At 55.4% G+C, this 17,456-nt stretch carries 9 protein-coding genes; 2 read left to right on the top strand and 7 right to left on the bottom strand.

The window, feature by feature from the left end:
- Positions 1–5: 5 nt before the first annotated feature.
- The 7 genes from mltB to glgC all read right to left on the bottom strand — a co-directional run bounded on the left by mltB (position 6) and on the right by glgC (position 13,365).
- Positions 6–974 carry a lytic murein transglycosylase B gene (gene mltB, locus BLP45_RS08520; RefSeq protein WP_256327757.1) on the bottom strand — a complete coding sequence of 323 codons (969 nt, stop codon included), beginning with the start codon at positions 972–974 and terminating at the stop codon, positions 6–8.
- A gap of 75 nt (positions 975–1,049) precedes the next feature.
- On the bottom strand, positions 1,050–4,679 hold the full coding sequence (locus tag BLP45_RS08515) for a UvrD-helicase domain-containing protein (protein ID WP_090371707.1): 3,630 nt from the start codon (positions 4,677–4,679) through the stop codon (positions 1,050–1,052).
- The gene (locus BLP45_RS08510; RefSeq protein WP_090371706.1) at positions 4,676–7,441 is read right to left on the bottom strand and encodes a PD-(D/E)XK nuclease family protein; all 2,766 of its coding nucleotides are present in this window, start codon (positions 7,439–7,441) and stop codon (positions 4,676–4,678) included. Before BLP45_RS08510 ends, BLP45_RS08515 begins: the two co-directional genes overlap by 4 nt.
- 27 nt (positions 7,442–7,468) lie before the next feature.
- Positions 7,469–7,792 (bottom strand): ferredoxin FdxA, encoded by a 324-nt coding sequence (fdxA, locus tag BLP45_RS08505; protein ID WP_090371705.1) that lies wholly within the window; start codon positions 7,790–7,792, stop codon positions 7,469–7,471.
- Positions 7,793–8,045: 253 nt separating this feature from the next.
- A complete protein-coding gene (locus tag BLP45_RS08500) occupies positions 8,046–10,067 on the bottom strand; it encodes an alpha-amylase/4-alpha-glucanotransferase domain-containing protein (protein WP_090371704.1) in 2,022 nt (673 codons plus the stop codon).
- A gap of 210 nt (positions 10,068–10,277) precedes the next feature.
- Positions 10,278–11,993, bottom strand: coding sequence for a glycoside hydrolase family 57 protein (locus tag BLP45_RS08495; RefSeq protein WP_090371832.1), 1,716 nt, complete (start codon positions 11,991–11,993; stop codon positions 10,278–10,280).
- A gap of 94 nt (positions 11,994–12,087) precedes the next feature.
- The gene (gene glgC / locus BLP45_RS08490; RefSeq protein WP_090371703.1) at positions 12,088–13,365 is read right to left on the bottom strand and encodes a glucose-1-phosphate adenylyltransferase; all 1,278 of its coding nucleotides are present in this window, start codon (positions 13,363–13,365) and stop codon (positions 12,088–12,090) included.
- A 314-nt stretch (positions 13,366–13,679) separates the two neighbouring features.
- Between glgC and glgB the strand changes: the two genes are divergently transcribed.
- The gene (glgB, locus tag BLP45_RS08485; RefSeq protein WP_256327756.1) at positions 13,680–15,908 is read left to right on the top strand and encodes a 1,4-alpha-glucan branching protein GlgB; all 2,229 of its coding nucleotides are present in this window, start codon (positions 13,680–13,682) and stop codon (positions 15,906–15,908) included.
- A gap of 56 nt (positions 15,909–15,964) precedes the next feature.
- A complete protein-coding gene (gene glgA / locus BLP45_RS08480) occupies positions 15,965–17,449 on the top strand; it encodes a glycogen synthase GlgA (RefSeq protein ID WP_090371702.1) in 1,485 nt (494 codons plus the stop codon).
- The last annotated feature ends 7 nt before the right edge of the window (positions 17,450–17,456 follow it).

The following is a 17,456-nucleotide window of genomic DNA, read 5'->3' as shown; positions in this document are numbered from 1 at the left end:
TGTTTTTATCGCAAATCGGAATTCCGTGCCGCACGAATCTCTTCAGCCAGTTGCAACACCGACATGGCGTAATGCACGCTGCGGTTGTAGCGCGTGATGACAAAAAAATTATTAAAACCCAGCCAATACTCGTTCCCGGCAGTATTTGCCAACTCCACCAGCGTGGCCTGACGGTCGCTGGGAACATCCGCTGGTGATGTAACACCCAGTTTTCTCATTTCTTCCACTGTATACAACGGCTTGCTTCCCGCGAACAAGGCCTCGCGGTAATTCTCGCCGCTGACCAGGGCGGGAATCGCTATCGTTTTCCCTGTCTCCCAGCCAAAGCTTTTCAGATAATTCGCGACGCTACCTATCGCGTCTGCCGTGCTGCCAGATAAGTCGACCTTGCCGTCACCGTCAAAATCGATGGCATAACGCCGGTAGCTGCTGGGCATGAACTGCGGAATACCGGTCGCCCCGGCATAAGAGCCTTTGATATTGAGCATGTCCGCTCCCCGCTCTCGCCCCAGCAGGAGATATTGCTCTAATTCATTCCGAAAAAATCCAGACCGCTTTGGATAGTCAAACGCCAGTGTGGTTAATGCATCCAGCACGCGGTGTTTGCCGGTTTGGGTGCCATAATTGGTTTCCACGCCGATCACCGCAGCGATGATTTCCTCCGGGATGCCGAATTCCTTGCGGGCCCGCGCCAATGTCGTAGCGTAACTGTTCCAGAAAGCAACACCGCCCGCAATACGCCGCGGATTGATGAACACAGGGCGATACTCATACCACGGCCGGGAGGTTGCCGGCTGGGAAATCGCCTTGATGATAGCCGGCTGAAACTGCGCCCCCCCGAAAATGCTCTCAAGTTCAGCCTGCTTGAATCCGTGCCGCTCCACCATCTCGCCGATAAACGCCCCAATCTCCGGACGCGGTTGTACCGTTACGGCGGCCACGCCGGGTGCACTGGCCGCGGCGCTCCCAACCATCGCAAGGATTCCTAATGTACACAGCAACAGATGCATCATTACTTAATCAAGAAATTACCAGGCAATTGCTGATGATCAATGATTCCACTTGGCGCCGACATTTTCAACCTTTCCATCGCTGGACTCCTCGTCGCCCCACTCCCGCCATCCCTTTAGCAGCGGGAAGTACAACCCTCGTTTCACGGGTTGCCCGTCGATCAAGCGCATGAGTGCAGCGTAGCGGTCGAGCTGGAAACGGTATCGTTCCTGCTCGCGATCGAGAAAGCCCTCCACATCCGTGCCTTCATGGCTGCTGGTCTTATAGTCCACGACCCAACACTGCCCATTTGCATCACGGAACGTACGATCGATAACGAGATCCATGGGCTTTCCACCGATGACCGCCGTCATCCGCAGTTCGTTGTGGACATCTTGCTGGGGCCCAAGCAACCATTGTCCGCGCATATCGCTCACCGCATGGGTGAGCGCTGTCATTACGCGTCTGGTAGCCGCACTGATGTCGCCGTGGCTGCTGTCCATGCCGCATGCAACCAGCTGATACCCGAAAGTATCGCGCAAAAGTTGAATCCGCGCCACGCTCCAGTTTTTTACCCCATCTTCCGCGATGCGCTGCAGCCAGCGGTGCACGACGCTTCCAATACGGCGCGCAGTTTCGCCGGCCCACGAATATTCGATTTCCCCCTGCACCGAGGTGGCACAGTGCGGCGCGCTCCACCGCATAGGTGGCGGTGCGGCTGGTAACGCCCAACCGGATATCAGTCGGCGCAACGACCGATCGATCAAGTGTTTTTCTCCTTCCCTATTCTGTTCTCCATCAGCGATAAAAGATATATTCGAGGAGTTTTTTCTTGCTGCGGCTTCCGCGTAGACCGGCTGGACCACGGCCCAGAGCTTGCTTAGCAGCGATTTGCCAGCAGGAGACCGCAGCTCGAATGCGCCATCAGAACCGGAAACAAGGCCCGTAGCGCCGAGCAGGTGCAGGCGCTGTTTGGCGCGCGTTGCGGCAACGTAGAGCAGACGCTCGTCCTCAAAGCGCTCCTTCTCGCCTTCGAGTTTCTCCAGCCACGAATAGATGGGATCGGACTCCGCGCCAGTTTCCTGAATCGGCGCAAGCAACAAATCGTTGGCCGCATTTCTTTCTCCCACGGATAATGTGGCGCGCGGATGCTCCATCCACATGAACAGCCTCTTGTCGTTGCTGCGCGACGGCCGGCCGAGGCCAGGCACGATTACGCAATCGAACTCGAGTCCTTTCGCCTTGTGTATGGTCATGATCTGCAGGGTGGCGTCGGCTTCCAGGTCAGGTAACGCGTAGAGTCCGGTGAGCCCTTCCTCCAGGGCAGCAAGCTTGGGGATGCTGCCGGCCACCTCGTGCGCTTCAAGATAATCAAGGTAGACTGCGGCATCTTCAAGGTCCGTCGCGTCTTCCACACAACCGGGGCCTCCCAGCGCAAGCCATGCTGCCTCGACAGTCGCCCGGAAAGATTGACGGCAGCGGTTATCGATACAATCCTTCAGCACTTCGCGCACGCGCAGCAGGCGGCTGTAGCCATCGGTGGAGACCATCGCCATGCGCGTGTCATCATTCAACAGCTCCCAAACTGTTCGATTATTTTCTCCCGCGCTTCGTCCCTCTTTATCCATTGCGACTGCATCGTCAGTATCGCCAGGAACGGAAGCACCATGCGTTGAAACAAGTGCGTGAATGTCCGCCAGCGTGAGGCCGCACCACGGCCCGCGTAGCAACGCCAGCCATGCCAATCGATCCGCGGGATGCGCCAGTGCGCGGGTGAGTGCCAGCAAATCCTGCACCACCGGCCGGCGTCCCAGTCCTTCAATTTCGATCGCGCGGAAACGAATGCCGACTTCCTTGAGCCGAGGTATGATTTCATGAAGATGACTACGGTTGCGCACCAGAATTGCGGTTGTCGTTGTGCCGGACGGATCATCCTGCCGCGTTTGCAGGACTATCTCCACCACCTTCACCGCCTCGGCTGCATGATCGTTATTGAAAAAAGGGTGCACGCTGACTGCCGCACCTGGGAGTAAGTCGTGCGTTGCGACCGACTGCGTATAAGACACTGCACCGAGGGCGATATTTTCCCGTTCCGGCATCACTTGCGCAAACGTGGCATTGATCCATTCCACGATACCGCGCTGCGATCGAAAATTTGCGCAAAGAGAAAGCGGATGTAATGTGATGTTGCCAATCCCCAGCGTGCGGGCGCGCAGGAATAAGCCGACCTCGGCCTCGCGAAAACGATAGATGGATTGCATCGGATCGCCGACTACCAGCAGGCTTCGGCCGTCTCCCGGCTCCCATCCGGCGGTAAGCTTGGCGACCAATTCATACTGACTGATCGATGTGTCCTGGAACTCGTCGATCAATAGATGCCGAATGCGGTAGTCGAGGGCGAGCGCGAGATCGGTAGGCATCTCGGGTTCGCCGAGCGCACGCAGGGCAGCCTGCGCAACCTCGGTAAAATCCACCTTGTTATGCGACTGAAATACAAGCTTGAGCTGTCCGACCGCGCGCGGTAGAAGCCGCGTGATCGAGCCGAGCACTTCCCATTGCTTTTCCGTATAAGTTAGCGGCGGCAGGCGGCGAATAGCGTGGAGCGCCTGGCGTAGCGTATCGCCGTCGTTTTTGGCCAGCAGGTCGATCAAAGCGAGCGCTCTTTCTTTCCAGGACTTTGCGACTACTTTTTCAGCCCTGGTATTACCGGATGGAAAGCCGTCGCTGACCGTGTGCTGCTTGCGCCAGTTGCCTTCTTTTTTTGTGAGCAACAGATCGGCAACGGCATGCCAGCCCGCAACATCCTGTTCCGCATCTCCGGGCAACGCGCTGCATGCACCGCGTCCTTCATCCGCCACGGAAGGCATCTTCCCGCTGGCAGCGGATAAATTGCTGGCGGCATATGCTGCGAGCGCGATCAGTTCGTCTTGCGTGGAGGTAACATGTAGTCTGAATAGACCGCACAGGCGGTCGAGTGCCTCATGGCGCGCATTTCCCAACGCCCCTTCCAGTTCCTCACGATCTTTACCATGAATATGGCGCAACCACTGGTCCCGCCGCGCCAGCATTTCGGCAAGTAATGTTTCGACGCGGGCCACATCGTTGTCGAGGTGCTCCAGTAATCGCTGGATGTCTTGCGCCACAGTATCGTCTTCGTCAACCAGGTCGATGGTTGCGCGCGCCGCTTCAAGATATAAATCAGACGCGTCCTCAATGCTTTCCGGCTGCGAGCCGAATTTCGATAGCATTGGCATCTGGCGTGTCAAGGATGCACACAACGAATCGAGAGTTTGAATACGCAATCGTGCCGGATTTCCGGCGATATTCCAGCCAGCTTGGATATCGCGGCGCAAGACAGCATCAGCGAGCGCGAAGGTGAGTTTCTCATGGCTGCTCTCGGAAGTTGTGGACGAATTAAGCGTGTTGCCCGCTTGCGCAAGCGCCGCGATGACACGTTCGCGCATCTCTGCCGCCGCTTTCCGGGTAAACGTGATCGCAACGATCTCTTCCGGCTCATTGACCGCCGCCAGCAGCGTCAGGTAGCGCTGAATCAGAAGTCCCGTCTTGCCCGACCCGGCAGGCGCCTGGACAATGAAAGAATGTTCGGGATCGAGAGCACGGCGGCGCTCGGCGAAATCCGGTGCGAGAGGTGTAGAGGAGATAGGGGGCATAAGCGAAGCGCTGTTCATTCCTCGTCTTCCTGTTCCGGAAGCCCGCACTCGATTCGCTCGTCGATGCGGCAGAATGGCCGCAAATCGCAATAGCGGCAAGTGTGGGGAAATTGTTTGGGATCCACCTGGGCGTCTCCGCTGGCAAAGCTGGCGGCGATGTCAGCGAAATCAGTGCGCCAGGCATCAACCAGCTCCTCCCACGAACCATACCTGTCACCCAGGCGGGATTCGCCAAACGCTTTCACTCCGGGCAGCAAGTCGCCATCGCGCGCAAGCGTGGCAAACCGCATGTCGCCTCTTTTGACCTGGGCAAATGTGACTGCTACAGCGTCGGGCTCGGCGGCAAGGAGATACAAGGGCAACTGGGGTTCCTCCGGACGAGCGCCAAGCATGGCGTTTACCGATGGCGCCCGGGTCTTATAATCGATAATGAGGCGGCGTCCATCGCTGGATTCATCCACACGATCGAGGCGCGTCGACAATGTGAGCCCGCCAATCTCGATGCTGCGTTTATTCTCGATGGCTGTCACCGCAAAATCATCCCGCTTTCTCTCTTCGTTGAGCCACTCACGCGCCAATCGCACCAGGCGTCGCTGTTCAATTTGTGCAAAACGTCCTGAAAGCGTTATCGGGCGGTCCCGCTGGATGCTGGCAATCGCCTCTTTCGCAGCGTGCGCGAGCATCGCTTCAAGGCTGTCCTCGCTGATCGCGTCAAGCGCACTTTTGGTCTCAAGCTGGCTCCATGTTCGTGCGAGCACATGATGCACCAGTATACCGCGCTCCATCGCATCAAGCCCCGCCCGGGGAGTTCTGATACTTTCCGCGCCGAATCGATGTACCGCCAGCGAACGAAATGGACAAGCGGCATGATCTTTTATCACTGCGGTGCCGCCGCTGACATCGCCGTTTATTCCGCCAGGGAGATCAAGTGCCGGTGCCTTGTCATCATTGATGTACTCAAGCCGGCCCGCGCCATGAACAAGATCGCGGTGGCTTGCGTGGACAGGCAATATGAGCTCACGAACAGCAATGGGTGCGATCAGTGGACTAGGCATCAATTCGCGGGCATCGCGATCATCGCCGTGCCGCGGATGACTGAGGATAATCTCATCCGCGCTCGACACCCACCCATCGGTAAGCCGCTGCGCAAGTTCCAGCGACGCAACCGCCGAGCCCTGCGGCAACTTCGCCGCCCGCTGTAGTTCGATGGGTAGAAATGGATTCGGACTCGGTTGCGGCGGCCATACTTCATCGGATAATCCCATTACCCAAAGGTGATCGAACTGCATGCCGGCGGCTTCGAATACGCCCAGTATCTGGATCGGGACATCCGGCGTCTCGGGCTGGAACAGAGTCTCCGCAGCCATGCGGCGTAGACGCGATATCCCTTCGCTGTAGCCGGTGCGTGGCACAACGCGGCCGAGGCCCCCGAACTCGGCGAGAACTTCCTGCCATTTTCTCAGCGTCTGATATTCAGACGAATCCAGCTCGCGTTCGCCAGGAAAACCAACGATCCGCAGGGCTTCGGAAATAGCCCTGGCGAGCATTGATGGCGGTTGCGAGCCGAACAGCCTTGCTTTCCGAAACTCCGCAAGAGCGGACAGCGCTTGCACCAGAATCGGGCAGCTCGCGCCGCCATGTTCACGCTCGATCAGGACGAGCAACCGTTCGAGCGTAATCGCAGGCTCGGCACGTTTGCGCAACTGCGCATCGAGTCGCGCACGATCGGCCATTTCCGTCTCACCACCGCCGAGAAAAGGCGATCGGAGTAAAAGGCTTGCATGCTCGAATTCGATCTCTCGGCCGCCAAGCTCGAGCACCATTAGCGCTACGCCGATGAGAGGATACGAACTTAACGGCATGCCGAGCGACGCATTAAACGGCGTGATGCGCTTCGCGGCGCCCGGTAGCGATCGCTGAATATCCGGCTCCATGATGGAACCGAAAATACGCATAATCATGCTGCGATGCCGTGAAAATCCCGGGACAACGATACCAATACGTGTCTCGCTATCAGCCTCTATTCGGGTCCGCGCCCACACCGCCGCGCGACGAATCTCGTCACCGCTGTCATGACATGGCATGCGCCGGACACCCCCGTTACGCGGCTGAAGCTGCGACTGCGGACGCGTCAGCATCACCTCGCAGCCGGCTTCTTCAAGTTTGCTCAGCAGCGCCGCCTGCTGCGGCGTAATAATGTCGAAACCATAGCAGGCGACGCGCTTCGGTTTATCGGCTCCATGCTCACATAGCCCGGTTACCAGATCGTAAAGACGAGTCTGATCAATTTGCAGCGCGCGCCTGGTGGCTTGCTCGTAGCGCTGCGACCAGTCCTGAAACGCTTTGCCATCTTCATTTAGAGCGAAATTTCCGAGTTGCGGAACGAGATACCATGCATGGGCGAGCTGCCACGCTTCGCGGGCAAGCCGTGCGGCTTCCGCGACAGCAAGCAGCGCTGGACCCGTATCCGAATGGTTAATGGCATCCTCCCACAGGATCTGTTCCTGGGCGGGAGTAAGCAACATGGGTAACGCATGCGTCGGTCTGGAATAAAGCGCATCTTCGTACACGCGTTCGACGAATGCGGAAATCGGCAGGATATCGGCCGCGCCCCAGATAACGATCCCTCGGGCAGCCTGGGTTTTGTCGAACTCGCGCTTAAGGGCAATCGCGAGCCGTCGGTTGGGAGTCAGTACGGTAACCCCGGCTGTGGGGCCGGCGGCAAGGTCCGCAAAAATATCGGTGAGAAGAACCTGCGGAAATTTCGGAATGGAAGACATGCGGCGGGACAAGCTACCGCTGCCGGGTCATCGTTCCAGTTTGTCCAGCTTGCCTGTTATTTTTGCCCAATCGTCGGCGTCGGACAGCGCATCTTTCTTCTCGATAATCGGTTTCCAGGCTTTTGATAATTCGGCGTTGAGCGCCGTGAAATGCTGTTGATCCGTCGGCACATCGTCCTCGGCAAAAATTGCTTCCACCGGGCATTCAGCCACACACAGCGTGCAGTCTATGCATTCGTCCGGGTCGATCACCAGAAAATTAGGTCCCTCGCGAAAGCAGTCCACCGGGCATACATCCACGCAATCAGTGTATTTGCATTTGATACAGCTTTCAGTTACTACATAGGTCATGGCGGATCCTTGCTTGGCTCTTGGAGAATCCGCGATTTTACCAGAAAATTTACGGGCACCACTACAACTCTATCGCCAGTAACCACCCTATTATTAAGGTTTAAGAGCGGAGACAAGCGTACGTGGAGGCCTCATCGCGACGGGCTAGCAACAGGCATAGCATAATGCTGCGAGCGGCATAAAATGGAGACAAATTTATCCACGGGTAAAAGCTAGTGATGCCATTCCAACCGCTATTGAAACTTTACAACGGTTATTCCCCATGGCTTCCTTTCGTATTGAACTCCAGCGTAACGGACAATTCTCCCAGTATCAGCGGCCATTCCAACTGCAATGTTACTGCCTGCATGATTTTCTCGAATCCGCCTTCCGACTGTGATACGGAATAGTACGGCTGCGCGAACAATGTTGCCGGAGATGAGACATGCAGTACAACACTTCCAGCCAGCTCATCGTCATCCAGCGTGATATCGGTCATGGCGGATAATTCAAGTAATTGACCGAAACCGCCGGGGATTTGACCCTGATGAATGTAGCGTCCGCTCCAGCCCCCGCAACTCGGCATGGCAAGGTTGATTTCGGTACGGAACACGCCTTCCACTTCGCCGGCGAAACGATACGCTACATGCAGCCGGTTATCCGCAAGTTCAAAGCTTTTCTTAATATGCAGCGGAAACACATCCGCCCGGAAACACGCTCCATCCGCTACGCACGGTTCATGCCAATAGCTTACGAGAGTGCCGTTCAGACGATCCACGAACAGGCCGCGCGCATGTTCGTCAGCCTCCATATCCACAGCATCTATTTTCTGCTTGAAGTTGACTCGCTCGTGTGCTGAGGCGATGCCCGCACCGCTGTGCCCTTGCGCGTCGTTCCCGCTTCGATGAATTTTATGATAATAATGTTCTGGCTGGCGCTGCAATGTATCGCCAAAATTATGCTTCATTGCATAGGAATCAAGTTCACAAACACTGCCGATACCGTCGAGTTTCACTACGGCCTGGATCACGCCATTCTGTAAATACATTTCCTCCGTGCCGTCAAGATCGGTATCTTCCACAAATCGTGCCGGACGCGGCACGCAGGCATCCAGCATTGCTTCCAGTTCGACGATCGCTCGATATACCGCCCGCCGCAAATGGGGGAGGTACAACCCGCCGAACAAACCGTGCCAATAGGCATCGTTAGCCTGGGACTCATAGAGTTTATGCTGCATTGCCGCACTGCGCTGACATTCCGGCAAGGCAGCGAGCCGTGCGGAAAGGCCCAGCATACGCTTGTGCATCCAGTTGGATTCAGGATAGCGTGAGAAAAAGTTTTTCCAGATACCGCCGCGCAGGAACGCCTTGTCACGCTCATACCAGCCGCCTGTCTTGGCCTGCCGCACCAGCTCGGCATATACATTCGCGGGCTGCGCAGGCAGCGTCCATTCGTTCATTTCGATATAGGACGTAGTAGGTAAGTACACTATGCCGCGGGTTTTTACGGCAGCATGATAATCGCGATAGTGCTGGGTGTGAATTTTGGGCGAGGACAAAACCCCTTGAACGAACTTATCGAGCCAGCCCTTTTCATATACCCATTGGTAGGTTTCCGGCCAGATCCCGAATTTTTCGATGTCGTCAAAATAAATCGCGGCATTGCCGTCGCCGGCTGCGCCGTTTTCAGCCAGAGATTCGATGTAAGTCACCACTTCGCTGGCCGGAGAAAATGGCAGCCTGTAACGCAGTGCTTCAGAGATGGGAAATAGGTCGAGCCGACGCCCATCCTCCTCGGTGGTGAAATAACCATTCAATTCCGCCGTGGTTTTGCCAGCACAGAGAAAATGATAATCGTCCACGATGACGTAGCGGATAGCACAGTCCGCCAGCGCCGGAACCACCGTTGCCTCCCACACGCGCTCTGTCAGCCAGGCACCTTGGGGGCGCTGCCCCAGTTTCATTTCCAGCTTATTGGAAAAAGTCTGTATTTGTCCGATTCGGTCGCGGTTGGGTATCGCCGCCAGCACCGGCTCGGTATCACCTGCCCCGAACAACTCAACCTGTCCCCGTGTCACCATTTCCCGCAGCAACGCCATATCTTCAGGGTAGCTATCAACGAGATAATCCAGGAGCCAGCCGGAAATATGCATCGCGAAACAGAAATCCGGGTAACGGTAAAGTACATGCAGGAACGGTCGATAGCAGCGCAGATGTGCATCGGCCAGAACTTCCGGAAAATTACCAACAGGCTGGTGAGCATGAACCCCGAAAAGCAGGGAGATGGACTGGGACATCGAGTTACCCTCGAAAAGAAACGCTCGCCGGAGATTTATGAGACGCTTACGAACGCGACGTCACCGCAGCCGGAGCCCAATTTTACGTTTACCCCCCGCGTCGTCCGTCCGGAGCGACCATTTTGCAAAAATATGTGGCGGGAATGCCGTTCCGGTTGTTTCAGAAATAATCGCGTAAATTGAGATAGGCCCCGTTAGGGTATTTCCGTCTCAAGAGGCACGTCGCATTGTGCCGCCCGACTCGGGCCTTCCACTGTCGAGGTTTTCACTACCCTGATTGATAGGCTCAAGGACTGTTACCGGCACTGGCAGCTTCAGCAGACAGTAAAGGTTGGCCAGGTTATCCCGAAACAATTGGTCAAAACTCGATACCACGTATGGGGGGTTATAATCGCCTAACCACCAGAACCAGTCGGAACTTTCGCAGGACGCAAGCTGCCGCTCGGCTTTGGCCTTTTCTTCGTCGGTCAAACGCCCGCTTTGTACGACAAGATCGTAACTATGCTTGGCAGCACACAGCAGATCCCAGGCGTGATTCTTGTCCCGGTCGCCGATCCAGGTGGAGAATGTCCCGTACACCCAGCTACCCGCCGCCAATACTGGCAGAACAACCGCTTCGTTATGCTCCATCGATGCAATATAGTCGCGGTAAGTGGTGCAGCGAATCGAAGCGTGATGTTCAAGAATTTCATAAAGATCATTGAGGAAATAATAACCGTTGTACGGATAGTATTCCCACGCATTTTCCCCGTCGAGAATGACACTCACCACCGGATTCTCTCCCGGCGGCGCATTGCGACCGATATCTTCGAGGGAATGCACCAGATGCTCGGCGGCATCGCGTCCAAACCATTTTGCATATTCGAAGCCGATCATGTCGGACAATTTTTCATCGCGGAAAAAACAGGTAACGCCATCGGCTCTACCTTGTATCCGATATGGGCGATAGAGGTAGCGGCGGCGCTCAGGCAGGGGTTGGTCCGCATAGGACTGGCGCAGGCTGTTAGCGAGCACGCCCTCGCCGCTGGCGCTCCATTGGCAATTGTGTTCCGCCAGGATTTCCAGGAAGGGTGTTGATACCGCACCCTCGGCTGGCCATACGCCCGCCGGTCTTATGCCAAAACGCCCCACATGACTTTCGATGGCTGACTCGAGATGAAATGCGACACGGCTTCGCCCCCCGGGATAAGCCGCTTCCATTGGCAAATTCTCGCCTGGCATGCTATCGCGGGCGGAGGAGAAGTCAATCAGCAACGGGGCGAGCGGATGATAATGCGGGGTGGTAGACAGCTCTATCTGGCCCGACTCAGCCAGCTTGCGATAGCGCGGAATCAATCCCTGTATCAGTTCTCCAATCAGGTTGAGCAGTTGGGTCCGGTCGGCATAACTGAAGCCGCCGCCTTGCGTCATCAGCTGCACCACGGTCTCATTGTTTCTGCGCACGCTCTCACCGGTCCACGCCAGGTGATACCAGACCAGCAAATCCGCGAGGTACTGGCCGGAGAGGTAGGCCAATTCAGCTTCGCCGCGTCCCCGCAACGTCTCATGCATGTCATGCAGATGTTTGTATGCAGGGTACGGCTGCATCATCGTTACATGATTGCTCCGAAAGCAACTATCAAACACTCGTAGACGGTCGCATGTGGAGACCCGTTCCAGATCGGGCGTCGCGAGTAAACGCAGTAGCGGGTCTCTTATCCGGCCCTGGGCGAACTGCGCAGCGTAATCTTCCAACTGATCCAGCAGCACCGGCACAAAATTCACCACCGCCTTCATTGAAGGATGGGCTTCGAGGTGGGACACCATGTCGGTATAGTCCTTAATGGCGTGCAGGTACACCCACGGCAACATAAATTCACCGGTTTCATAATTGCGGTAATCTGGCTGATGCATGTGCCACAGCAGGACAAAATTTATTGATTGCATTTCCATGTAAACCTGATCAGGCCCTCCAACGCCCTAAGTTGTGCCTTAAGTTACTCATGTTTATGCTCCCGGTTTTGGGGCGCTCATCTTCTGCTTATCTGACATAATGAATTTTTTGCCCCAGCATCTCCGGGGTAACAAGCGTAATGCCATTTTCCGTGACATAAAACCGCTTACGATCCTCCACCGGATCAAACCCTATCATGGAGCCGGGGGGAATTTCACAATTCTTATCCACGACAACCCGCCGCAGGCGTACATTCCGGCCAATATCCGCGTTGGGCAATATTACCGAATCCTCGATACTGCTATAGCTGCGTACCTGTACATTGGAAAACAATAGCGAGCGGCGCACGGTTGAACCGCTGATTATACAACCACCCGAAACCATCGAGTCCAGCGCCTGGCCCCGCCGGTCATCGTCGTCGAATACAAACTTGGCGGGCGGCAATTGTTCCTGATGCGTCCAGATCGGCCAGTCCTCATCATACAAATTAAGGTCCGGCGTCACATGGGTAAGATCAAGGTTAGCCTCCCAGTAAGCATCAACCGTTCCGACATCTCGCCAATACGGCACCCCCGAAGCCATGTTAACGCAGCTGTCCGCAAAGCGGTGAGCGAATACCCGGTGGCGAGGCACCAGATACGGAATCAGATCTTTGCCAAAATCATGGGAGGAGCGCTGTTCATCATGGTCATGAACCAACTGTTCGAAAAGAAACGATGCATTGAACACATAAATGCCCATGCTCGCTAGCACCTGCCCCGGCTGGCCTGGAATGTGCGTAGGGTTCGAGGGTTTCTCGTCAAAACCGGTGACACGCCATTCATCGTTGACGCTCATGATACCAAATGCGCTCGCTTCCTCCGCCGGAATGTCAATACACCCAACTGTCATATCGGCGGATTTTTCCACGTGATCGGCCAGCAACTTGCTATAGTCCATCTTGTAAACGTGATCGCCGCCCAGGATTAGCACATATTGCGGGTCATGGCGGCGCAGAATATCGAGGTTCTGGAACACGGCATCGGCAGTTCCCTGGTACCAGGTCTCCTCGATCCGCTGCTGAGCTGGCAGCAGCTCGACGAATTCCTTGAACCGCCCGTCGAGAAACCCCCAACCGTGCTGAATATGGCTAATTAAACTCTGTGCCTTATACTGGGTGGCGATGCCGATACGGCGAATGCCGGAATTCACGCAATTGGAGAGGGGAAAATCAATAATGCGGAATTTACCACCGAACGGGACCGCCGGCTTGGCGCGCCAGTCGGTGAGTTGCCGCAAGCGACTGCCGCGCCCGCCAGCGAGTATCAGCGCGATGGAGTTACGTGTAATCTGACTGTGAAAACGTAAATCAGCTTCTTGTTTCATCGGAATTGTCGTCCGTATGGATGGTCTTGCTGTTTATACCACTTCTTTCCGGCTAATGCACATTATTGCGGTTGTGATGTGGGGGGATGTTTTTCCATGGGTAATTTGATCTCGGTCCCTGCCCGCGTGCAAGCTATAATCCAAAATCCGGCAGTTGACCGCTCATTTTCCACGCATTCTTAGTTCGTCGCCATGACCCGCAATAACTTTTTACATCACTTGACCTTCACCTTTTGGGCGAGTTCGCTACAACTGCCGGATTCAGGATCTTCCCGATCTTCCTGTAGATGTGGCTCAATCCGATGAAACCCGTCATGCCAGTCAAAATCAATCCATTGCTGGAATTACTATTGGCAGCGCGGCTGCATGATCCTTTCGCCTATCTCGGCGCTCGCATGGAGCATGATCGTGGTTTGGTAAGGGTGTTTTATCCCCATGCCGCGAATGTGTCGATCAATATCGCAGGGCGTTTTGAGCCGATGGCGCGAATCGATCCGGCGGGAGTTTTTGAATGGCACGGCAAAACGCTGCCGGCCATGCCCTATCTGTTGCGGGTAGAGGATAACAATGCGGCGCGGGAAGCAATTGTGCGTGGATATGAAACATATGACGCCTACGCTTTTTTACCGCAACTTTCGGATCATGACCTGTATCTGTTCAACGAAGGCCGGTTACGGCAGGCCTATCGCACTTTGGGATCTCATGCTATCGCAATCGATGGGGTCGCCGGTGTCTGTTTCTCGGTATGGGCGCCCAACGCCGAGCGGGTCAGCGTGGTAGGCGGCTTCAATCAGTGGGATGGGCGGATGCATCCGATGGCGATTCATGGTTGCAGCGGTGTATGGAAACTATTTATCCCCGGCCTTCCCCCCAATTCACTCTATAAGTACGAGATACGCAATCGTGGTAACGGTGAAATACTTCTAAAAACAGATCCTTATGCCACGCGTTACGAGTTGCGCCCAAACAACGCAGCGCACACGCCTGGTAGTGTCGAAACAGCCTGGCATGATGCCGGATGGATGGCAAACCGTGCGGGATGGGATTGGTTACGAGCGCCGTTGAATATTTACGAAATTCATGCCGGATCGTGGAAGCGGCACTTGGACGGGCGTTTTTACTCTTATCGTGAACTTGCCCAGCATCTGATTCCTTACATATGGGAAATGGGTTACACCCATATCGAGTTGCTGCCGATTTCGGAGCATCCCCTTGATGAATCCTGGGGTTATCAGACGACAGGCTATTTTGCCCCGACCAGCCGCTACGGCTCACCGGATGATTTAAGATTTTTTGTCGATGCGTGTCATCGGGCAGGCATCGGTGTCATCCTCGACTGGGTGCCCGCGCACTTTCCGCAAGACGCATTCGCCCTGTCCCGGTTTGACGGCACGGCGTTGTATGAACACGAAGACCCTCGTATTGGGCTACACCAGGATTGGGGCACATACATTTTTAATTTCGGACGTAACGAGGTGAAATCGTTTCTACTTTCCAGCGCCCATTACTGGTTATCGGAATTTCATCTCGACGGGCTCCGTGTGGATGCTGTCGCCTCCATGCTCTATCTGGATTATTCCCGCAATCAAGGTGAATGGCTACCCAACAGATATGGCGGCAGGGAAAACCTGGAAGCAATAGATTTCCTGCGTGAACTGAACATCATGGTGCACCAGGAGTTTCCTGGAGCATTGACCCTTGCGGAAGAATCCACCGCGTGGCCTGCTGTATCCCACCCCACCTATGTGGGCGGCCTGGGGTTCTCCATGAAATGGAACATGGGCTGGATGAATGACACACTTTCCTATATGCGGGAAAATCCCGTGCATCGGCGGTTCCACCATGATCAGCTGACTTTCGGCCAATTATATGCCTACACCGAAAATTTCGTGCTGCCGTTGTCGCATGATGAGGTCGTGCATGGCAAGGCCTCGCTGCTCGGCAAAATGCCCGGGGATGCGTGGCAACAATTCGCAAACCTGCGTCTGCTATTTACTTATCAGATGACGTATCCTGGCAGAAAGCTCAACTTCATGGGCAATGAATTTGGCCAGGGGCGCGAATGGAACGCCGGCCGGGAGTTGGACTGGTATCAGCTAAAGTATGCACAACACCGCGGCGTACAGGCAGCCTTGCGCGACCTCAATCGTCTGTATAGCAGCGTGCTCGCGTTACATCAGCTCGACTTTGTACCGGAAGGTTTTGCCTGGGTAGACTGTCACGACGCCGACAACTCTGTCATCTGCTATCTGCGCCGTGCAAACGATGACTCGTTCGCCCTGGTTGTTCTCAATTTTACGCCGGTACCGCGGACAAATTATCGTATCGGTGTTCCCGCCGGCGGGACTTATCAGGAAGTATTCAACAGCGATTCCTCATACTACGGTGGCAGTAACATGGGTAACATGGGGCATATCCACGCCACCGGCAAAGCATGGATGGGACTGCCGGATTCCATTGTTATCACGCTACCACCGCTTGCGGGACTGGTCCTTTCGCTTGAAGGCTCGCATCACATTACTGTACTGACAGATGAGGTATGACGCGGCCTGAAAGACTGATAATTGCCGCATAAAATAGATGATCTGAGGATTCACCCATGGCGCTCGTTTCATCAAATCCCGGGCTTCGCGTTCTTTTCATCACGCCGGAAGTTTATCCGCTGGTCAAAACTGGCGGGCTGGGCGATGTCAGTGCGGCGTTGCCAGCGGCATTGCGCGGACTGAAGGTGGATGCGCGCCTACTGATTCCAGGCTATCCTCAAGTACTGACGGGACTGAAATACAAACGTAAAATAGCGGAATTTACTGCTCAGGCTCCGTTTCCGCCATCAACGCTGCTATCCGCAAGATTGTCGTCAGGCACCTCCGCAGGCGTTCCCGTATTCGTCATTGATTGCCCCGCCCTCTACCAGCGCGAGGGTGGGCCATACGTGGATGCCGCAGGGCACGACTGGGCAGATAACGCATTGCGTTTCGGCCTTCTCTCAAAAATAGGGGCCATTCTGGGGAGCGACGCCAGCCCGCTTGCCTGGCGTCCGCACGTCGCCCACTGCAATGATTGGCAAAGCGGTCTCGTGCCAGCATACTTGCATTTTCATCAAGGCGAAAAAGCAGCGTCCGTGATGACGATTCATAATCTCGCTTTCCAGGGCGTGTTTCCTCCCGGTACCCTAACGCAGTTAGGGCTTCCCGCCTCCAGTTTCGATATAAATGGCGCCGAATATCACGGCAGCATGTCGTTCCTCAAGGCCGGGCTCTATTATTCCGATCACATCGTTACCGTAAGTCCCACCTACGCCAGGGAAATCCAGACGGCGGCGCTGGGTTTTGGCATGCAAGGTTTGTTGGCAACACGCAGCAAGCATCTCAGCGGAATCGTCAATGGCATCGATACGACCGAGTGGAATCCCGCGGATGATCCCGCTCTTGCGAAAAATTATACCGTCGGCAATCTTGCGGCCAAGGCAGGCAATAAAAAGGCATTGCAACAGTTGTTGGGATTGATCGTAGACCCTGCCATTCCCCTATTCGGGATGATCGGCCGTCTCACGCATCAGAAAGGTTGTGATCTGTTACTGCAAGCGGCCCCACAGCTCATCGAAATGCCGGCGCAGCTGGCTATTCTGGGCAGTGGCGAAGCAATCCTGACGCAGGAGCTGACAACGTTGGCAAAAAACAATCCTGGAAAAATTGCCGTACGAATCGGCTTTGACGAGAACCTTTCACACTTGATCGAGGCTGGCGCGGACAGCTTCCTGATGCCATCCCGTTTCGAGCCCTGTGGCCTGAACCAGATGTATAGCCAGCGCTATGGTACGCCCCCGCTGGTACATGCCACGGGTGGTTTGGTCGATACGGTAGTCGATTGCACACCCGCCACCGTGGCTGACGGTAGCGCCAGCGGTTTTTTATTCTATGATATGGCCCCCGGCAATTTCCTCAGCGCGATCCGGCGTGTCACCGTTACCTATAAAAATAAAACAGTCTGGCGTCGTTTAATGAAAAACGGAATGGCTAAAGATTTCAGTTGGCGCTCCAGCGCCGCCGCCTACCGTAACGTCTACTTGTCGCTACTATCCTGATGCAGTG

Source organism: Nitrosospira sp. Nl5 (assembly GCF_900102495.1).
Classification (GTDB): Bacteria; Pseudomonadota; Gammaproteobacteria; order Burkholderiales; family Nitrosomonadaceae; genus Nitrosospira.
The sequence above is the reverse complement of the archived record's forward strand: the minus strand, read 5'-3'. Positions and strand labels throughout refer to the sequence as shown.